The organism is Psychrobacter sp. ER1, assembly GCF_048631835.1.
Taxonomy (GTDB): Bacteria; Pseudomonadota; Gammaproteobacteria; order Pseudomonadales; family Moraxellaceae; genus Psychrobacter.
Genome location: NZ_CP184640.1, coordinates 548,663 through 565,908 on the forward strand (window position 1 = coordinate 548,663; position 17,246 = coordinate 565,908).

Below are 17,246 nucleotides of genomic sequence, written 5' to 3' on the forward strand. Positions count from 1 at the left end.
CTACTTTCCGAGCGGTATAAGCAGAGAGGTCGAATATATCGATAAGACCAAAGCCAGCATACCGATCATACTAATAATGAGTGTTAAAGTTGATAAGAGCTTTGATGGGCGTTGTAGTGTAATAGCCGAAAGTGTTAAACACACAACAGGAACTATCGACCACCATTCAATGGTACTAAAAACAAACTTAGTATAAGCTGTTTGTTCTACGCCAAAGCTTATCCAAAGTGAGATAAAACGTTCAATGAATTGTGGTTGTGCTATGAAATAAATGAAGAATGACTGTATTGTGATACAAGTCATGATAAAAATCCAAAAAATTACTTTTTCATAATATGGTTCAGTACTGTTGAGAAGTAATATTAAAGGGTGTAATGCCTTAAATATAAAAAATCCAGCTCAAAGGCTGGATTTTTTATTGCTAAAATAAATAGCTATAGATTTACTTACTCTGGAACCAAGTATCCGCTTTGCTACGGGCACTAGCAATGTCTGAGCTTGATAAGTTCAATGCCAACTGACCAATTTTGCCGCGAGCTTTGTTGCGTACTTTTTCATCTAGCATGCCATCACGGGCGGCCAAGTCATACCATTTATAAGCATCGACCAAATTCTTTTGCTTTTCATCTAACAATGCAAGCGTATAGCTGGCACGGTTATCACCACGCATTGCAGCTTTTTCTAACCACAGACGTGCTTGTTGCAAGTTAGGCTGTACGCCTTCGCCGCGCAAATACATGATGGCAAGATTTAACTGAGCAGGGGCAACGCCTTGCTGAGCGGCTTTGGTGTACCACTGGATTGCTTGTTGGGTATTTTGCGCAATACCTTCACCTTTTGCAAACGCTTGGCCAAATAGAACTGAGCGTGATCGTTACCTTGGGCGGCACGACTAGACAACTCGCTCACAGGCATAAGCTCAAAACGTGAGGTATCAAGCGGTACGTTTGATATTAACTCAGCATTGGCTAAACCAGCACAAGAAAATAATGCAGTAAACAACGCAGCTTTTAATAATTTCATAGCAGCTCCAAAATTAGGCAGTTAATAAGCAAAAAAAATTGTACCGCTAAACATTGTCTCGCTAAAGACAGTCAGACGGCGATAACAATTAGGTGGAATCTTGCGATATGAACTTACCTAATCATTAGCAAAAGGGGTTGTCATCTCTAAATCAGAGATTTCACCCTAACTGATTAGACAAACGGTCGTAATAGTGGGGTGGCTGACAATATTTTGCTAGCTTAACACCCAAACTTACGAAACTCAAATACTAATTACAAGGTCACATAGACGTTTGTACCTGATTGTCCTTAACAAAATCAGACAGTTACTAAAAAATTATATTAAGTTAACAATCCATTAAGGTTAATACTAGCTCGTAAAGCACTGTTTAGCAGTCGATAAAACATCAAGACAGCTGATAATTTAACGGTTATTTTTTGGTCACTCGGTAGATAGCGACGTCTGCTAATAAGTTAGGGGCTTGTCTTATTAAAGCTTTCATTAGCGGTGTGTGACCTTTTTCAGAATCACTAACCGCAAAACGGTTAATAATATGAATATCATGCTGCGCACATAACAGTTCAAAATCTTTAAAGGTACATAGATGAATGTTTGGCGTGTTGTACCATTCGTAAGGTAGCGCTTCAGAGACAGGCATCATACCTTTTAGCCCTAAATGAATGCGGTTTTGCCAATGCGCAAAGTTAGGGAAGGTGATGACTGCTTCACGGGCGACTCTCAGCATATCAAGCAACAACTCATCAGGTGCTTTTACTGCTTGTAGGGCACGTGCCATGACGACCGTGTCAAAGCTGTTATCAGCAAAACGCGCTAGACCATCGTTGAGATCCTGCTCGACAATTGATAAGCCATTACCAATCGCCTCATTGATTTTGTCTTCATCAATCTCTAGTCCGTAACCTGTCACGCCTAGTTTCTGCTGTAAGTGGGCAAGCAGCTCGCCATTGCCACAACCTAAGTCCAATACATGTGCTTGCGGCGCAATCCAGCGCTCTGCCAGTTGGTGATCCATTCTCATGAGCGTTCTCCTGTGGCTGAGCGGCTAGGGGTAATAAATGGCGCAGTCAAAAATCCTTTGACCGCACCCATGTAGCGAGGAATATCAAACAAGAATGAGTCATGTCCGTGCGGCGCGTCAATATTGATATAGCTGACTGGTTTACCAGTGGCCATCAGCGCATCGACAATCTCTTGCGAGCGCTCAGGTGCAAAGCGCCAGTCAGTGGTGAATGAAACGACTAGATACTGGCATTGTGTATGGGCAAAGGCGGTTTTGAGCGCAGAAAGCTCTTGCTGACGATCAGATTCAATATCCTCAATCGTCGTTACCGCATCTTCTAACTCACTCTGTGCATTCGCCTTGCTAGATTCGACTGACGCCGCGATTGATTCTTCTATTTGTACTGCTGACTCTGTAGTATCTTTTGCTACGGTTGATGGGTAGTCGCGTATTGGATAGTCGCGCGTCGGATCAAAGTAATCTAAGGCTTTGGTCATAAGCAGATAGGTATTAGCATCGAAGTTTTCACTAAAGCGCTCGCCTTGATAGCGTAGGTAGCTTTCGACCTGAAACTCGACATCGTAGCCATACATGAATTTGCCAGATTTTAAATCACGGCCAAATTTGGCTTTCATCGCGTCATCAGTTAAATAGGTAATATGCCCAACCATACGCGCCAATATCAATCCGCGACGAGGATAAGTGCCTTCTTGTATATAGCGTCCGTCTTTAAAGTCAGGATCGGATAATATAGATTGGCGCGCCACTTCGTTAAAGGCGATATTTTGAGCAGATAGCTTTGGCGTACTGGCGATGACCACACAGCGCTTTAACCGCTCTGGATAATCAACAGACCATTGTAGCGCTTGCATACCGCCCATTGAGCCGCCGACAATGGCGTGCCAAACGTCGATGCCTAGACGATCTGAGAGCATTGCTTGGGTTTTTACCCAGTCTTTGATAGTGATCAGCGGAAAATCAGGGCCATACACTTGCGGCTCATCGCTGCTATTTGCATCAAGGTTGTCCGAACTAACACTATCCGAATCAACGCTATCTGGATTAATAGTGGTAGGCCCTGTTGAACCAAAACAGCTGCCGATATTGTTGACACAGACCACATAAAACTGATTGGTATCGATGGCTTTGTTCGGACCAATCATATTGTCCCACCAGCCTGCTTTTTTGTCATCAGCACTATGGAAGCCAGCTGCATGATGATTGCCCGACAACGCGTGGCAAATCAGAATTGCATTTGATTTATCGCGATTGAGTGTACCGTAAGTCTCTACCATCAAGTCAAACGAGGGCAGGGTACGGTTGCATTCTAACGTTAAGGGCTCAGCAAAATGAAAATTCTGGGGCGTAACGACACCCACAGACCCTACAGCACTGTCGGTATTGGCTGAGCTACTAGGGTGAGGTTGTGAATTAGGATGCTGGTCACTGGTATTATCAGAGCGTGCGTTCAAAGCTACCTCGCAAGACTACAATCATCAATAAAATAAAAGCAAAATGGCACGTTGCTAACAGGCTATTTTACTTACACGGTTTTTATAAACTGGGCCTGCCTATTGTATGGTGATGCGCGTTGGAGTACAACCTTTGGGCAGACCTTTCGACCGCCATTTCTATAGCAAATAGACCATAGGTGAATAATGAATAAGTGCTAAATATAGTGAATAAGGGAAGAATAAAGGACAACTGCGTATCAAATTGTATAAGGGTGCTTTTGCAATGCGCTATTCATGGATAAAATGCTACACTAATGACGTCTATACTCCATAGTGTCTACACAATCCTGCGTTCTCTCATTGTGATAGTTGTGACATTACTCCCAATAACTTACTGCTGATAAATAGTGCTGCTATGAAACCTGAATTGCCTCCACGTATTGCCGTCCTGTTAGTCAACCTCGGTACACCAGATGAGCCAACGGCACCTGCCGTACGTCGCTATCTCAAACAGTTCTTGTCAGACCCGCGAGTGATTGAGATTCCCAAGTTTTTATGGGCAATCATCTTGAATCTGTTTGTATTGCCCAGTCGTCCTAAGCGTGTGGCAAAAGCTTATGCCAGCATTTGGGAAGGTGACTCGCCGATTCGTAAGATACTCAACAGTCAAGTTGAGCTATTGGAACCACGTCTGGCAAACAGCGTGGCGCCATTTCGTGTCTCTGTGCATTCTGCGATGAGCTATGGCAATCCTGGACTGCCTGATGTTATGGATGCACTACGCGGAGAAGGGGTGGATCACTTTGTCATTCTGCCATTGTTTCCACAGTACTCGGCCTCATCTGGTGGCGCAGTATACGATGCACTGACGAAGTGGACACTCAAGCAGCGTAACCTACCAAACTATACGATTGTCAAAGACTACTTTGCCCATCCGCTATACATTCAAGCATTGGCCAACTCGATTCGCCGCTTCCAAGACAAGCACGGCAAGCCTGAAAAGTTGATGTTTAGTTTTCATGGTATCCCGCAGCCTTATGCTGATAAAGGCGATCCGTATCCTAAACGCTGTAAATGTACCGCTGCACAAGTGGCGCATGAACTTGGCCTGACAGAAGATGAATGGATTATTAGTTTCCAGTCACGCTTTGGTAAGCAAGAGTGGGTCAAGCCGTATACCGATGTGGTGTTGGAAGATTGGGGTCAGTCAGGTGTGCGCTCGGTACAGGTGATTAGTCCGGCGTTCTCGGCAGACTGCCTAGAAACATTAGAAGAGTTGGCCATTGAAAACCGTGACAACTTCCTCAATGCTGGCGGGCAAGAGTATCATTATATCCCTGCACTAAACCTTGATGAAACACATATTGAATTGCTTGAAGCGTTGAGCTTGCCATTGGTAAAAGGTTGGGCTGGCACGCTTGATGGCTGGGTTTAGAGAGTCGAAAGTCGCTGTTTTAGTAAGTTGAATAGTAGAATGAAAAAGCACGCTTAATATAGTTAAGCGTGCTTTTTTGGTTTAGAGGGGTAGGTCAACAATCGTATTAAGTGCTAAAAATCATCATCGTTGCTACGTTCGGCCGCTTCTCTATCAACAATATCCATGGCATCTGGATAATCGCTGTCATCAAGGTTGTCCTGAACCAAAATCTCATCGACACGTGACTCATCGATATTTTGACGATGCGCAGGTGTCAGCCCTTGGGTCGCATCACTACCGACTTCTGAGTTATTAAATCCCGCACTATTATCAATCACATCATCGTTATCAATAGTATGCAGCATAGGATTGTCCAAATCGACCAATTGGTTGTCTTGTTCATCCTGATTATTGTTATTCAAATTATCTGAGTTATCGAAATTGTCATTATTGTTACGACGATTACCGTCAATATGATCCATCTCTTCTGGTAGTGGGTTTTTGAGTTTTCCATGAATAATTCCTTATTGTAGTTATTAAATGTCGCCATCATTACAAGTAAAAATATCGCGCTAGCTTGTTAAAGCATCGCTCATTGCAATATAGATAATATGCTTCTCAGTTTGTACGCTTAATCAACTTTTCACTAGTAGTAAGGTGTGACAGGATGTTCAAAAAATGTAAGACGTTGATTAGAACGCAAAACGACTACTCAAAATGAGCAGCCGTAATTGTTTATGAAATTTCTACTAAGTCTTTGTAAGATAGCAAAGTCGTTAAATAAGAAATCAAACTTATAGTTTTAATTATTGGCGTGGTCGAACTTGTAATTTAACTTCTGTACTAGACATGACTCATAGTTAGCCAGTTTAAATTGCCATAAATAGGTCAAGGCAATACCGTAGATTGCAGTCTCAGCCAGCTCTTCGACAATTTCACCAAATGTATGCGGGAACATAATAGCGTTCTCGCCCATGTACTGAATGACAGCCAGTACAGTAACGCTAAGATAGAGCGAAACTGGCACGTTTTTTAGCACTGCCCATAGGTAATGCCTCGAATAGACCAGCAAACCAAGCGCGACGAGATAGATAACGGTAAGGACGCTGTCCTCCCACCAGTCATAAGATTGACCAAGCATCGAAAAGTCGCTTGGAACCAGTAAGTCTGGTAGATAGTTCAACTCTCGACGAATGACAGAAACAAATATAAGTACGGCTGCCAGCCAAAAGCCTTAATTTGTTTGACATGACTTTTCATAACATATTGTAAAATACGCAACAGGCATGCTATCAAAAGTATAATGCCAGGGACTTCAATGATGCCATCTGAGCTCAAAATAAATGACTCCTGCGTATCAAAAAGAATGTGTTAAAAACAAAAAGTGAGCCCAAAGGCTCACTTTAAAGCGAAAATATCGAATAGTTAGGGTTTAACAGATGCCCTATTATAAACCCCATACTTAGATATTACTGTTATGAAATATTACTAACTGGTCATAAGTGATTGTTAATATAAACAATATATAATGACTTATTGTAGTGTCAGTTATTAAAAGCTGTCATATCTGCAAGGTACATCGATAATCATACCTTACATACTTGATTAAATGGCAGTGAATGATTAATGCGCCTCATCCCAGTTTTGACCACTATCGGTTTCGACTAATAAAGGCACTGCAAAGTCGACATTCCAGCCTTTTTCTACTGCTGTAGTCGTCAATACATCTTGCATAGCATCAGTAATCAGCTGGCTAACTTCGTCTACTTTATCGGCATCCACTTCAAACACCAGTTCATCGTGAACCTGTAGCAGCATTTTGGCTTGCTCCTTTGGCAGCACTTTATCAACGGCAATCATAGCAAGCTTGATTAAATCGGCAGCAGAGCCTTGTAGTGGGGCGTTAATCGCCGCGCGCTCAGCACCTTGCTTGACCATACGATTACTATGATTGATATCAGGCGTATAGAGCTTACGGCCCAATATCGTCTCGACATAGCCTTGTTCATAAGCACTTGCACGCGTATTGATCATATAGTTTTTGACACCCGGATAGCGCTCAAAGTACATATCGATATAGTCTTGTGCTTCGCCGCGACTCATCTGTAGCTGCTTGGCAAGTCCAAAGGCACTCATCCCGTATAGCAAACCAAAGTTGATGGCTTTAGCATTACGACGTTCGGTTGAGGTGACGTCTGCAACATCTTTACCAAGTACTTCGGCAGCGGTAGCCGCGTGAATATCTAACCCTTCGTTAAAGGCATGAGTTAGGTTCTTATCACCTGAGAAATGTGCCATTAAACGCAATTCAATTTGTGAATAATCGGCGGCCAAAATAACGCGACCTTCTGGGGCGATAAAGGCTTGACGAATTAAGCGACCAGTCGCCGTACGAATTGGGATATTTTGCAAGTTAGGATCTGTCGATGACAAACGCCCAGTGCTCGTTAATGCCTGATGGTAACTAGTGTGTACACGATCGGTTTCGCTATCTGCGACATTATCCAGCGCATCAGTATAAGTGCTTTTGAGCTTAGATAATCCACGATACTCTAGCGTAATATCGACCAATGGATGATCGATTTTTGATAGTACCGCCTCACCAGTTGAGTATTGACCAGACTTGGTTTTTTTGCCACCAGCAACGCCTAGCTTTTCAAACAGCATCTCACCAAGCTGCTTAGGAGAGCCTAAGTTAAACTCTTCACCTGCTACTTCATAGGCGCGCTTCTCTAGGGCGATAATTTCTTCATCAAAGCGTTTTGACAGCTCGTTTAAGAAGGAGCGTTTAATCAAAATACCATGCGCTTCCATTTGGCAAAGTATCTCTGCCGTTGGAATCTCTAGCTCGTGTAGCAATTTGGCATTATTGGCATCGTTAGCCAGCTCAACGCTGAACACGTCAAATAATTGATAGGTGATATCGGCATCTTCACACGCATAGTCGCTCGCGATATCGATGGCCACTTGGTCAAAGGTAACTTGCTTAGCGCCTTTACCTGCCACATCTTCAAAGCTGATGGTTTGCGTTTGTAGATAATGACGTGCCAAATCGTCCATACCGTGGCGAGTGGCTGCTGCATTGATGACATAGCTGGCAAGCATGGTGTCCATTGCCCAGTTATTTGGCTGCTCATGTATGGCGCCGACTAGATCGATATCATAGTGAGCGAGGATATGCGCATCGTACTTTAGATGCTGACCGATTTTACCGATATTAGGATTCTCTAGTACAGGTTTTAAGCGAGCTAATACTGTATCACGATCAAGCTGCTTGGCTATCAGCTCATCACCTTCTAGGCTATGCGTAAGCGGAATGTAATAGGCTTCATGTGCTTGCACCGCGAAAGATAAACCAACGATTTGTGCATCACGCCAATGAACGCTAGTGGTTTCGGTATCAATGACAAAATGCCGAGCAGCTTCTAACAATTCGACCAAGCTATCAAACGCTGGCTCGTCGAGTACAGTGTGCCACGCTTTATCATGGTTAGTACTGTCTTTGATGCTGTCGATCTTGGTGGATTGGAGCGATTTTGCCACCTGTGCCTGTGACTCAATATTCGCTTGGCTATCAGCAACACTTTTAGAGCCATTGGCAGGGTGATTTGGATGATCAAGCGATGCCAGCTCATTTCTAAACTCAAGCTCATTATATAAGTCGCGCAATTCATCTATATGCGCACAAGGATCGGTATTGATTTTTAGATCATTCCAATCTTGACCGATGGCTAAGTTAGTGACGATAGTAGCAAGCTTTCTGTTAAAAGGAATATCGTCAGCATGCTCAATCAGACCTTTTGCCCCGCGACCTTTGATAAAGCCAATGTGCTTGAGCATATTTTCGATATCACCATACTCAACGAGCAGGTCTTTAGCAGTCTTTTTACCGATACCAGGTACGCCTTTAATACCATCAGAGGCATCACCCATTAGCGTTAAGAAATCGATCATTTGATTTGGATTGATACCAAACTTATCGATTACTGCTGGCGTATCCGTGACTTTACCTGTAAAGCTGTCTTCTAGTATCACGCAGTCATTGACCAGCTGCATCATGTCTTTATCACCTGTTGAGATGACCACATGATGGCCTTGCTCGACAGCACGATGGGCAAGTGTACCGATGATATCATCTGCTTCTGCACCCTCGATACGCAACAGTGGAATACCTAAGGCGGTGACTAAACGATGAATATAAGGAATTTGCTCTACCAGCTCGACATCGATGGGCGGACGAGCGGCCTTGTAATCAGCAGACATATGATGGCGAAAAGTTGGTGATTTGGTGTCAAAGCAGACAGCCATGTGGGTAGGGTGATAGCGACGCATCAGCTTTAGTAGTGCGTTAAGTGTGCCACGTATCGCATTGGTGATTAAGCCCTGCGAGTTTTGCATAGTTTTTGGCAAGGCGTGATAAGTGCGGAACAGATAATAGGATCCATCAACCAAAATAAAAGGCGGCTGATCTTTGTCTACATGACTGGTATCCATCAGCGCCACGTTAGGCATGCTATCGAAGTTCGGTAATGCTTTGGGGTCAAGCGCTTGGTGAGAGTTGTGGTCGTTATCGGTGGTATTGTCAGCTATGTCATCAGTCATAAAAGTCACTTATCAGCTATTAGATAAAAATATATACGCTTATTATAACGATAAAATCAGCGCGTGCCGAACTGCTTAACCGTTACGAGATGTTGTAGCGATAATCTTTTTCACCAAGATTTCAAACAAAAAAAGAACCCAGACTAACTGGGTTCTTTTATAATTAATATATTTTTCATTATTAGTTGATAATGGATCTCATAATACGTTATCTTACTTCTGAAGAGACTTCGACATCGATGTTACCGCTGGTTGCTTTCGAATATGGGCATACTTCATGCGCTTTTTCGACCAATTTTTGGATCTCGTCAGCAGATAGGTCTGTATTATCAGCGATGACGTGGATTTTTACGGCAAGCTTATATTCATGATTATCACCTTGTAATAGGTCTACAGAGGTCTCAACAGTTGAGCCAAATGTAGCGCTTTCCATTTTTTTGACTACGCCCAAAGCGCCATCAAAACAAGCGCCATAACCCATCGCGAGTAATTGCTCAGGGTTATTACCTTTTTCATTACCGCCTGGTGGTACCATATTGATTTCAAGGTCACTATCGCTTAAGGTTGCTGTACCATGCGGCCGCCAGTAACAGTAGATTTGGTAGAGTATAAAGATTTCATGACACATCCTTTGTTGTGAGTTTTTATGTTTATATTTAAGTGGTAAATCTTAATATGAAACCTAGCATAACAAATCGCTCACGCAGCTCAGTGCATAGAGAGTAAATATATACTGCTAGTTTGTAAATGAGATTTCGGGCTCAGTTTTATTCGTTTTTAGATTTACAATCTTATCGTACAGTTGTCAAAGAGGTACAATAGCGGTAATGAGCCATATATACGTTATCAGTAAGGATAATAGAAATCTAAATCATAAGGACATTGTTCGATGAATAGAGTGGTTGCGATATCTGGTGTTTTCTTCTGGACAATGCTTGCTTTGATAGGCTGCGAAGTAGATGACGGCAGTTATGGTTCTGACAGCGACAATATTACGTTGACGAGCTTTGCCAATAGTTACGATAGTAAGGCCAACGATACCGCTATTGCACGCATCGATGAAACCTATCGTACTGGTGCGCGCGAGATCAAAACAGCCAATCTCATCAACAGTTATAGCAACCAAAGCCTGAATGATTTAGACAGAACCGTACTGGCAGATGATTTCGAGGGTCGACTTGAAAATAAAGACATCGAGGTTAATAATCGGACGGTCAAACGCCCCATATATGAAAAAAACACCAACAATCAGCTAGACTATCAAACTACTTATAAGACGCTCAATTTGTCGGGTTTGCGTGCGAACAGCTATGTTGCTAGTACAAATGTGAACAATAGATACGGTATTATTACCGACTTAAACAACTATTCTAAAATTCCGACCAATGTTGCCTTTCCTGAAGGGTCGGTTTGTTATATCCCTGTGGTAACTAGTGAGCGCTGGTTTTTGGCTTTTAATGATAAAAACAAGACTGGATACGCCTCCATAGAGAGGTGGATTGAAGTGGCCAAAACCCGCTTTAGTGCTGATAGAGATCATAGAACTTCTCAGTTCGGAGTGGGCGTAGGCAATCAGCAGCAAGCCGCGCAAGTCATGTTTTTTGAGTACGATGACCAGCCTGCTTATGAATATAGCGGTGTTGAGTACGGAAAGGACGTCTATGAGGCAAACTATGTCGCCAAAGGTAGCACCGATCCGAACACAGACAGTCGTTTTGACGTAGTCGATTGTACAATTGTTAATGAGGTGGCTGGCGACTTCTTAGCTGAGCAAATCGAACGCTACTATTGAGATAAATTGATGGCTATTAGTCATGCTACTTAAGTATGATGATCGCAATTTAAAAGCCCAAAAACACGCTTCGTTGAAATAACGGGGCGTGTTTTTTATACGCTAATTCTGCACCCTGATGCTAAATCCGCTACAATACGCCCATTATTTATTTTATTTATTTAGAGTCACTTCTAAATCACATAACTGTTGAAGCTGAAAATTATGAGCGTAGATCCAAAGAAATTAAACAAAGAAGTTGCTAAGCGCCGCACCTTGCCATCATCTCGCATCCCGATGCTGGTAAGACCACCATGACCGAAAAACTCCTGTTGTGGGGTCAAGCGATTCAGGTAGTGGGCGAAGTAAAAGGCCGTAAGACAGATCGTCATGCCACCTCAGATTGGATGAGCATGGAACAAGAGCGTGGTATCTCAATCACGACGTCTGTCATGCAGTTTCCGTATAAAGACCATATGGTCAACCTACTAGATACCCCAGGTCACGCCGACTTTAGTGAAGATACCTATCGTACCTTGACCGCAGTGGATAGCGCACTGATGATGGTCGATGGCGCAAAAGGTGTCGAAGAACGAACCATCAAGCTAATGGAAGTTTGTCGCATGCGCGATACGCCAATCATTTCGTTCGTCAACAAGCTCGATCGCCAGATTCGTGAGCCGCTTGAGCTACTAAGTGAAATCGAAGCGGTACTAAAAATTAAATGTATCCCAGTGACTTGGCCTATCGGTATGGGTCAAGACTTCATCGGTGTCTATCATCTGACTGAAAATAAAACTTACTTTTATGAAAAAGGTAATGGCGGCAAGATGACGGTCTCTGAGACCCGAGAAGGCTACGATTATCCAGATATCCGTGAGCGTCTAGGACAGTTGATGTTTGACGCTTTCGAAGAGTCGCTTGAGCTGGTACAGATGGCGTTAGAAGAGTTCAGTGTTGAAGCGTTTTTGGCTGGCGAGATGACGCCAGTATTGTTTGGTACGGCATTGGGTAACTTTGGGGTAAACATGGTACTTGATACCTTAGTCAAGTATGCACCGCCGCCAAAAGCTCATCCAACGACTGAGCGTGAAGTATCAGCCACCGAGACAGATTTTACAGGCTTCGTCTTCAAGATTCAGGCCAATATGGATCCGCGTCACCGTGACCGCATTGCGTTCTTGCGAGTGTGCTCTGGTAAGTACGAGAAGGGCATGAAAATGAAACATGTGCGTCTGGGTAAAGACGTACGTATTGCTGATGCTCTGACCTTTTTAGCAGGTGACCGCGAGGCGCTAGAAGAAGCCTATCCGGGTGATATCATTGGTTTGCATAACCATGGCACCATCTCTATTGGTGACAGTTTCACTGAAGGCGAGGAGTTGAGCTTTACCGGTATTCCGCATTTTGCTCCTGAATTGTTCCGCCGTGTGGTACTAAAAGATCCGCTTAAATCAAAAGCTCTGCAAAAAGGTCTTCAACAATTAAGTGAAGAGGGCGCAACGCAGGTGTTTATGCCGCAGATTAATAATGATTTGGTTTTGGGTGCGGTCGGTGTCCTACAGTTTGAGGTGGTCGCGCATCGTCTCAAAGAAGAGTACAAGGTTCAATGTACCTTTGAGCCAGTATCGATAGCTACGGTACGCTGGATTCATTGCGATGATGAAGTAGCATTGGCAAAGTTCAAGAAAAAGCCCATGACCAGTTATCAATCGATGGTGGTGGTTATCTGACTTATCTTGCGCCATCACGGGTCAACTTACAATTGATGCAAGATCGTTATCCAGAGATCACCTTTAGCAGCACGCGTGAGCATTAAAACGACTGTTATCAAATCAACCGTATCACTGTATTGTTCATTGATTAAGACACGCTAGCCGTGTCTTTTTTATTGTCTGTTATTTATGTGATAAATGCGAGGAGATAAGCATTTAATTGTCAACAGAACCTTAAAAACACAAACAGTGTTCCTACAATACAGTGCAATTGTTACGGTAGAATGATAAACAACATTTTATATTTATAAAAGAGGACATATGCACACTACGACTCAAACTGATGATAAATCTATATCGGCTGATCTATTTTCGATAAAGGTAAGCCAGAGACGTTCAATTGCTATGTTGACTGGCAGCCTATTATTAAGTGCCGTTAGTATGTCGGTAAATGCAGGAAGCTTTCTTAGTAGCACTGAATATCTACCGTATCAACTACCCAGTAATATACAAGAGACATGTGACAAGCGTGATAACTGTCCAGAGATTGAAGTTAAATATCTCAAAAGTAGTCAAAACTGGATAGATGAGATTGCCAATGCCCGTATCGATAACTTAGTCGTCAATAGTCAGATGACAGAGTCAGCACCTATCAAGGGTGAAAGCAGCGAAAAAGAAGTTACGGATGCTCTTGATAGCTTTGTGAGCTCGCAATTCCGAGATATGCCTGATGATGTGTCGTGGGGTTATAATCTGATGGTAACGCCCAATTATCTAGGTCATGTCGATGAGTTTGAACTGTTTGAGATTAGTTCCTATGTCTATACGGGCGGTGCACACGGCATGCCTTATAGCGAGTACCTAGTGTTTGACCCAAGTACCAAAAAGCAAGTCACGCTTGACGATATGCTTATCTCAGGTAAAAAACCTCGTTTTGAGGCGCTTGCCTATGATGCGTATAAAGGATGGGTTAAAACGGTTGCCGAAGATGTGAGCAGTTATGAGAAAAACTGGCCATTTACGTTAAGCGATAATGTGACCTTGACTGATACAGGCGTTAGCATTCGTTACCAGCATTATTCTATCGGTCCATACGCTTACGGTATGCCTGTCCTTAATATACCGTATAGCAAGCTTGATAAAGTTATAAAACCTCGCTTTATACCAAAGTAAATGCTGTATGGTGTTTGAGGAAAGTACTTAATAAACCGTGCTAGGCAAATATTATTAAAAAAATAGCGACAATACTTATCATAAATTGGCAGTAATATTTTAGAGTTATTATTTTTAGCATCATTGGATATTCAATAGAAAAATAAGGAGTTATAACATGACAAACGAGACAGATAGTATGAATACGGCAGCAAGTACAACTTGGCAGCTAAATGCATTGACGGAAGCGTTAGGTGATCTAACACTGACGGTTAGTGATAGCTTATCTATAGGTCGTGGTAGTGATAACGACGTAGTACTAGGTAGCAAGCAGGTCTCTCGCAACCATGCAGTGCTCAGTGTGCTAGATGGTCAGTTGTACGTGAAGGACTTAGACTCTTCTAATGGCACGTTTATCAATGAGCAACGTATTGCAAATAATGAATCTAGTCATCTAAAGGCAGACGATACGCTTGGCTTTGCAAGTTTTAGCTTTCAAGTACAGGAATCTACTGCACCTGTGACGACGTCAGAGAGTAAAACGCTAGCGCCAGTGACCACAGAAGAGCCAGTAGCAGATACACATGAGAATGCTGACACGGCTACTGTGCTAGAAACTCCTGCCAGTGAGCCTGTGACCGAAGAGCAAGTAGTTGAGGAAAGCGTTCTTGAAGAAGATCCAATCAAAGAGCAAACAATTAATGAGCCCGTGATTAAAGAAACTGGTATCGAAGAAATGTTACCTGCTACAGATGATACTGTACCTGTAGAACCTTTATCTGTAGATGCCGGCTCAGATATGACCGAAGACTCAGTAACTTCTACGCATGAAACCGTTGAACCAGTTATTGAAGAGCTAACTACTGAAGAAGCCGTTGCTACAGAGCCAGTTGTCAAAGAAACAGGGATTAATGAAGTACTGTCTGACGCGGAAGCAGCATCGCCTAAGCCAGTAGAAGAAACGCCAGTTGCCACAGAAGGGGTGAATGACACATCTGTACCAACAGCAACCCAAACAGAAGCTGTGTCGTCTACAGAGCCATCACAGGCAGCATCTACTGATAGCGCGCCAGTGGTAGAAAAGCAGCCAGCAGTGCATGAAGAGCCAGCAGTGCATGAAGAGCCAGCAGTGCATGAAGAGCCAGCAGTCCAAGACGAACACGACAAAACAACAAAAACAGAGTTACAAGAAGAAGCTGACCCTGAAGTTTTAAAAGCCAAACAAGCAGCTAGTGCACAGTTTTCAGGCACGGCTAATTTAGGGCAGCCGCGCGATCTTGGTACCGAAGGCAATAATGCGATGGATCAAGAAATCAGCAACCCTGCTCATGCAGGTCATGTAGAGAAAAAGCGAGCGGCGGCTGGTTTATATGGGTATTTGTGACCATTCTAATTATCGGTTTGGCCTTATGGTTGTTTAATATGGGCGGTGCATAATTCAACTCTACACTCGGTCTTTGTCGTGATTTTTGATAGAGAGCCTTATTGTGCTTACCGTTTTTTAAACAAATGACTCATTATAGCGTCGATATTTTAGCGAATATTGGCGCTATATTTTATAGAGCAGCTTATAGTTTTGTTATTGCCTGTAAGGTGCTAAGAGAGCGCTATTATGATGACTTTTGAAGAATACCAAGCTTTTAGAGATAGAGGCTTTAGTCACGCACCGCTAGTAAAAAAGCGTCTGATGGATGCGCAGACTCCCGTATCTGTATTCTCCAAAGTGCGTGATCTAAACGGCTCTGCCTATCTATTTGAGTCTGTAGTAGGTGGTGAGCGTTGGGCACGATATTCGATGATTGGCTTGGGCAGTGATTTGATTTTGCAATATGCAGACGGGAATATGACCGTCAAAAAAACCGACCATATCGATGTCGAGGTAGTCGAGGATCCGTTTGACTATATTCGCAAGCTGATGGCGCAGTATAAGATGCCAACGGTAGAAGATGTCGCTGCGTTACCGAGCTTTAGCGGTGGGTTAGTAGGTTACTTTGGTTATGATATGGTGCGGGTCATTGAGCCGAGTGTGGGCTTGTCCGATGCACCCAACCCCATGACCATGCCAGATATGTGGCTGATGTTATCAATGAGCGTCATCGTCTTTGATACTCTAGAAAACACGCTGTCAATTATTGTCTATGCTGATTGCAATAATGAGGATGGTTACAGTAATGCCATTCGTGAACTAGAAAAAATAGAAGACAAACTGGCAGAAATGCCAAATTTGACTGCACCAGTGATGCCGACACCAAAGTTTGTCTCACAAACAGGTGCAGATAAATACTGCAACGACGTCAATAAAATAAAGGATTATATTGCCGCAGGTGACGTCATGCAGGTAGTGCCAGCGCAGCGATTGACAGCAGACTATACAGGCGACTCTCTAGCCGTCTATCGTGCGCTTCGCTACCTAAACCCATCCCCATATCTGTTTTTGGTGCATGGTTATACACTCGACGATCACAAACGCTTTGATATTATCGGCGCTTCTCCTGAAATTCTATCTCGTATCGAAAATGGAAAAGTGACGGTAAGGCCGCTGGCAGGGACACGGCAACGTGGCCAAGATGAGGCTGAAGACCTCGCGCTTGAGCAAGAGCTGTTAAATGATGAGAAGGAAGCAGCCGAGCATTTAATGCTTATTGATTTGGGTCGCAATGATATTGGCCGTGTTTGCGAGTATGGCAGTGTCAAAGTCACAGAAAAGATGTTTATAGAGCGCTACTCACAAGTGATGCATATCGCATCTAATGTTGAGGGTACGATACGAGCTGACAAAGATGCACTAGATGTATTTTGCGCTACTTTCCCAGCTGGGACGCTATCGGGTGCACCCAAAATCCGCGCTATGCAAATTATCGATGAAATAGAGCCAGTACGCCGTACCGTCTTTGGTGGCGCGGTAGGTTATCTAGGTTGGAATGGTAATATGGACACGGCCATTGCTATCCGTACTGCAGTGATGCGCCGCGGTGAGATACATATTCAAGCCGGAGCAGGGGTCGTTGCTGATTCTATTCCAGAAAAAGAATGGGATGAAACCAATAAAAAAGCATTGGCATTAATAAAAGCGGTAGAAATGGCCTGTAATGGCTTGCGTATTCGCTAA

10 protein-coding genes and 3 pseudogenes are annotated in these 17,246 nt (G+C 43.3%); 6 read left to right on the forward strand and 7 right to left on the reverse strand.

Annotation, left to right across the window (positions count from 1 at the left end; genetic code table 11):
• Positions 1-442: 442 nt before the first annotated feature.
• From ACOBWA_RS02480 to metX, 3 genes and pseudogenes are all read right to left on the reverse strand, one after another.
• Positions 443-1,023 (reverse strand): annotated as a pseudogene (locus ACOBWA_RS02480) (tetratricopeptide repeat protein).
• Positions 1,024-1,435: 412 nt separating this feature from the next.
• Positions 1,436-2,044, reverse strand: coding sequence for a methionine biosynthesis protein MetW (metW, locus tag ACOBWA_RS02485; RefSeq protein WP_057758464.1), 609 nt, complete (start codon positions 2,042-2,044; stop codon positions 1,436-1,438).
• A complete protein-coding gene (metX, locus tag ACOBWA_RS02490) occupies positions 2,041-3,405 on the reverse strand; it encodes a homoserine O-acetyltransferase MetX (RefSeq protein WP_420230704.1) in 1,365 nt (454 codons plus the stop codon). The genes metW and metX overlap by 4 nt, the downstream gene beginning before the upstream one ends.
• Positions 3,406-3,895: 490 nt before the next feature.
• Between metX and hemH the strand changes: the two genes are divergently transcribed.
• Positions 3,896-4,915, forward strand: a complete 1,020-nt coding sequence (gene hemH, locus ACOBWA_RS02495; RefSeq protein WP_420230131.1) for a ferrochelatase — start codon at positions 3,896-3,898, stop codon at positions 4,913-4,915.
• Positions 4,916-5,028: 113 nt separating this feature from the next.
• Here hemH and ACOBWA_RS02500 read toward each other — a convergent pair whose 3' ends face one another.
• From ACOBWA_RS02500 to ACOBWA_RS02515, 4 genes and pseudogenes are all read right to left on the reverse strand, one after another.
• Positions 5,029-5,379, reverse strand: coding sequence for a hypothetical protein (locus ACOBWA_RS02500; protein ID WP_420230132.1), 351 nt, complete (start codon positions 5,377-5,379; stop codon positions 5,029-5,031).
• Positions 5,380-5,699: 320 nt separating this feature from the next.
• A complete protein-coding gene (locus ACOBWA_RS02505; RefSeq protein WP_420230133.1) occupies positions 5,700-6,038 on the reverse strand; it encodes a hypothetical protein in 339 nt (112 codons plus the stop codon).
• 482 nt (positions 6,039-6,520) lie between these two features.
• Positions 6,521-9,499: a DNA polymerase I gene (gene polA / locus ACOBWA_RS02510; RefSeq protein ID WP_420230134.1), complete on the reverse strand. Its 2,979-nt coding sequence runs from the start codon at positions 9,497-9,499 to the stop codon at positions 6,521-6,523.
• A 208-nt stretch (positions 9,500-9,707) separates the two neighbouring features.
• Positions 9,708-10,120, reverse strand: a pseudogene (locus tag ACOBWA_RS02515) (Ohr family peroxiredoxin).
• Between the two features lie 268 nt (positions 10,121-10,388).
• Between ACOBWA_RS02515 and ACOBWA_RS02520 the strand changes: the two are divergent.
• The 5 genes and pseudogenes from ACOBWA_RS02520 (at position 10,389) to trpE (ending at position 17,246) form a co-directional block, all read left to right on the forward strand.
• Positions 10,389-11,291, forward strand: a complete 903-nt coding sequence (locus ACOBWA_RS02520) for a hypothetical protein (protein ID WP_420230135.1) — start codon at positions 10,389-10,391, stop codon at positions 11,289-11,291.
• A gap of 204 nt (positions 11,292-11,495) precedes the next feature.
• Positions 11,496-13,089, forward strand: a pseudogene (locus ACOBWA_RS02525) (peptide chain release factor 3).
• A gap of 217 nt (positions 13,090-13,306) precedes the next feature.
• On the forward strand, positions 13,307-14,158 hold the full coding sequence (locus ACOBWA_RS02530) for an RsiV family protein (protein ID WP_201571533.1): 852 nt from the start codon (positions 13,307-13,309) through the stop codon (positions 14,156-14,158).
• Positions 14,159-14,315: 157 nt separating this feature from the next.
• The gene (locus ACOBWA_RS02535; RefSeq protein ID WP_420230136.1) at positions 14,316-15,521 is read left to right on the forward strand and encodes an FHA domain-containing protein; all 1,206 of its coding nucleotides are present in this window, start codon (positions 14,316-14,318) and stop codon (positions 15,519-15,521) included.
• A 228-nt stretch (positions 15,522-15,749) separates the two neighbouring features.
• A complete protein-coding gene (gene trpE, locus ACOBWA_RS02540; RefSeq protein WP_420230137.1) occupies positions 15,750-17,246 on the forward strand; it encodes an anthranilate synthase component I in 1,497 nt (498 codons plus the stop codon).